Origin of the sequence: Bartonella sp. MU70NMGDW (assembly GCF_042194085.1) — a bacterium.
Taxonomy (GTDB): domain Bacteria; phylum Pseudomonadota; class Alphaproteobacteria; order Rhizobiales; family Rhizobiaceae; genus Bartonella; species Bartonella grahamii.
Genome location: NZ_JBHIMK010000155.1, coordinates 1 through 3,080, shown reverse-complemented (window position 1 = coordinate 3,080; position 3,080 = coordinate 1). Strand labels below are relative to the sequence as shown.

The 3,080-nt window shown below is 37.9% G+C and carries 3 protein-coding genes and 1 pseudogene; 3 read left to right on the top strand and 1 reads right to left on the bottom strand.

Annotated elements, in window-relative coordinates:
• Nucleotides 1-499: 499 nt before the first annotated feature.
• Nucleotides 500-1,616 (top strand): annotated as a pseudogene (locus tag ACFIKE_RS09010) (helicase-related protein); the annotation flags it as partial.
• 93 nt (nucleotides 1,617-1,709) lie between these two features.
• Here the strand turns inward: ACFIKE_RS09010 and ssb are convergent.
• A complete protein-coding gene (ssb, locus tag ACFIKE_RS09005) occupies nucleotides 1,710-2,162 on the bottom strand; it encodes a single-stranded DNA-binding protein (RefSeq protein WP_375649424.1) in 453 nt (150 codons plus the stop codon).
• Nucleotides 2,163-2,350: 188 nt separating this feature from the next.
• Here ssb and ACFIKE_RS09000 point away from each other — a divergent pair, with 188 nt between their 5' ends.
• Nucleotides 2,351-2,632 carry a type II toxin-antitoxin system RelE/ParE family toxin gene (locus ACFIKE_RS09000; RefSeq protein ID WP_252619286.1) on the top strand — a complete coding sequence of 94 codons (282 nt, stop codon included), beginning with the start codon at nucleotides 2,351-2,353 and terminating at the stop codon, nucleotides 2,630-2,632.
• A gap of 16 nt (nucleotides 2,633-2,648) precedes the next feature.
• Nucleotides 2,649-2,942 (top strand): HigA family addiction module antitoxin, encoded by a 294-nt coding sequence (locus tag ACFIKE_RS08995; RefSeq protein WP_004856691.1) that lies wholly within the window; start codon nucleotides 2,649-2,651, stop codon nucleotides 2,940-2,942.
• Nucleotides 2,943-3,080 lie beyond the last annotated feature (138 nt).

Here is a 3,080-nt window from a genome sequence, read left to right as displayed (position 1 = left end):
CTAGTTCATGAACATGTTCAACATAATTGCGTCCAATACAGTAAATGTCATTTATCATAGGAGCCCTCCAAATTTTTCATTTTCTCTTTGTATAGGCAAGAGAGAACTTTGCAAACAACATTTTTTCTTATATCGCGTTGTGCGTGTTCTGAAAAAGAAGCATTGTGTGGGTTGATGATTAACCATGATGACAGCTCTTAGCATTGTCTCTCTTTTGAAGAGTGCCCAATCTTACAGTCTTTGAGATTATTTTAATTTTGATTGCCAATTTCCTGAAGTTATTTATTACTTAAAGAGTGATTTTGGTCATCTACGCAGTGATCAGTAGGGTCTGAAAGCCCTAAAGTTCGATCATAAATGAGCCCACTCTGTGGATGACTTGGAATTATGGGATATTTTTCTATGTCTAGGTGCGATGAGCACTAAAAGCAAAAAAGCTGACTCGAACTCAGTACTTTCAGGCTTCCGGAATACTAATGCGAGGGCGCTCGCACCTGCACAAGTCCCCTTGCGTTTCTTTGCTGTATGTTCTGATACATAAGTTGGCAAGCGGCGTAAAACACAAGATGATGATGGGGCTGGTCTGGATGCATCTGATTTTGCCTTACCAGCTACCAACAGATGCTCAAAAGCTTTGAGAAAAAGCAAATAAAGTCTTAGCAAATGCAATGATCGTGGTCTTTTCAACTTATTATTCCACCCAAGTGATTTCAGATGCGCAGAAAAAGTATGATTTACTGGAATTTGATCTGATCATCTGTGATGAAGCCCATAGAACCACTGGCACGCCATTAGGGACAGACGAAAATGAATCTGAATTTATCAAGGTTCATGATAACAGCATTATTCGAGGTAAAAGACGTCTGTACATGACAGCAACCTCAAAGGTCTTTACGGATAAATGCCAAAAAACAAGCCAATGAGATCAATGCTGTTCTGGTATCCATGGGTGATGAAGAACTCTATGGAAAAGAGCTTTATACCTATACATTCTGCAAAGCCGTTAAGAATGAATGTTTAGCTCCTTATAAGATTATTATTTTGGGTGTTGATGAAGAGGAAGTCAGTCAATCCATTCAACATCTGATAACAGATGAGAATTATGAACTTATTCTTGATGATAAAACCAAGATCATAGGCTGTTATCAAGCCCTTGCTAAAATAGATCTGAAGATTGATTTGAGTAATGACCCAAATCTCATGCGTCGGGCTTTGGCTTTTTGTAAAGATATCAATACGTTTAAACGTATCCGTGATAAGTTCAATTCTAAAGAGATACAGAAAGAATTGTATGACTTCATAAGGTCCATAAAGATACGCCACCTCTTCACTGTACCTTTGATCATATTGATGGAACACAAAGTGCCAAAGAACATAATAAAGCCCTTGATTGGCTTAAGGAAGATGCGGGGGAGAATGTCTGCCGTGTTTTAACCAATGTAAGATGTCTCTCTGAGGGAGTGGATGTCCCTGCTCTTGATGCAATCATGTTTTTACATCTCCGTAAAAGTCATGTGGATGTGATACAGGCGGTGGGGCGTATCATCCGTCGTGCAAAGGGCAAGAAGAGAGGCTATATCATTTTACCCGTTGGGGTATCTGCCGGTGTTTTTGCTCTTGAGATGCGTCCGTTTGCTTTTCTGATACATCCTTTAATCCGAGGACGTCCACGTTTTGTACGTTTTTTTCTCTTTGTCATATTTTATCAATTAGAATGGGATAGCATCATTAAGAGATGTGCTATGACTAGCTGCACCTGAAGCGATAGCATAACTTTGGAAAGTGATGGGTGAAGGGGTAGGGGGTGATGATTGGTATTTCTTGACATCAAGCAAATATAATTCGCCTTTGAATTGTGGTAAAACAATTTCTATTGTACAATGTTCACCAGCGTTTTTATCTTGCCATTTGCGTGTCTGTAATTTGCCTTCTACGTAAACCTTTGGACCTTTGTTCAAGTATTGAAGTGCGATTTTTGCTAAATGTGGATTAACAATCACCACTGAATGGCATTCTGTTTTCTCTACTTTTTGATTGGTCTTTTTATCTGTATAGCTCTCAGAAGTTGCCATACTAAAATTGACTATTTCTGCTCCAGAATTCATGGTTTTGCTTTCGGGATCAGCACCTAAACGCCCGATTAACATCACTTTATTTAGCATGTTTTTTCTTACCTTAAATTTGTATTTTAATACATACAAAATCCTAGCATGATTTGCATATTTTTTCAATTATTTCAAAAGGATATTATTGTTTTTTAACATATAAAATTATGTTTAATATGCTCTTTGATAAATAATCAATTGACATAAATGCATGGTGTATAGTATCAAGTATCAAGAGGGTATATATGGCAATCGTTAGTTTTAAGCATAAAGGGTTGAAATTATTCTTTGAAAGAGGAGTCTGCAAAGGCATACAACCCGCGCATGCTAAAAAATTAGCAAACATTTTAGTAATTTTAGATACAATATCCGCGCCTGAACAAGTTACTCTTAAATCGTATCGTCTACATGCGCTTACGGGCGATTTAAAAGGTTACTGGTCAATGCGTGTCAATGGAAATTGGCGTGTTACTTTTCGTTTCATTGGGACAGACGTTGAACTGGTTGATTATCAAGATTACCATTGAGTTTTGAGGTGTTATTATGATGTACAATCCTCCACACCCTGGCGGCATTTTGAAAGAAGAATTGCTTGATGAATTAGGGTTAACAGTAACAGAAGCTGCAAATCGTCTTGGCGTTGCACGTTTAACTTTATCCCGCGTCTTAAACTGCCATGCGGCGATTAGTATTAACTTAGCTTTACGGTTAGAAAAAGCGGGTTTAAATGATGCGGAATTCTGGCTTAAATTGCAACAAAAGCATGATTTGTGGCAAGCTCGGCATAACAGCCCAATCCCACATATTTCACCTTTAGAGCAAGTAGGGCATCTTTAGAAATACTTAGCCCATCTTTCTTCACACCTAGAGGTCATGTTCTTTAAAATCAAGCAGCCCACGATAGTTTTTTATCTCCTTGTTGATTTTATCGAACGTTGAGAAGAGACAACGTCATTTAATCTGAACAGTTTTATA

Bases quoted from the DNA above. Each gene is read 5' to 3' on its own strand.
- ACFIKE_RS09000 (WP_252619286.1), top strand. From the start codon at position 2,351: ATGGCAATCGTTAGTTTTAAGCATAAAGGGTTGAAATTATTCTTTGAA.
- ssb (WP_375649424.1), bottom strand. From the start codon at position 2,162: ATGCTAAATAAAGTGATGTTAATCGGGCGTTTAGGTGCTGATCCCGAA.
- ACFIKE_RS08995 (WP_004856691.1), top strand. From the start codon at position 2,649: ATGATGTACAATCCTCCACACCCTGGCGGCATTTTGAAAGAAGAATTG.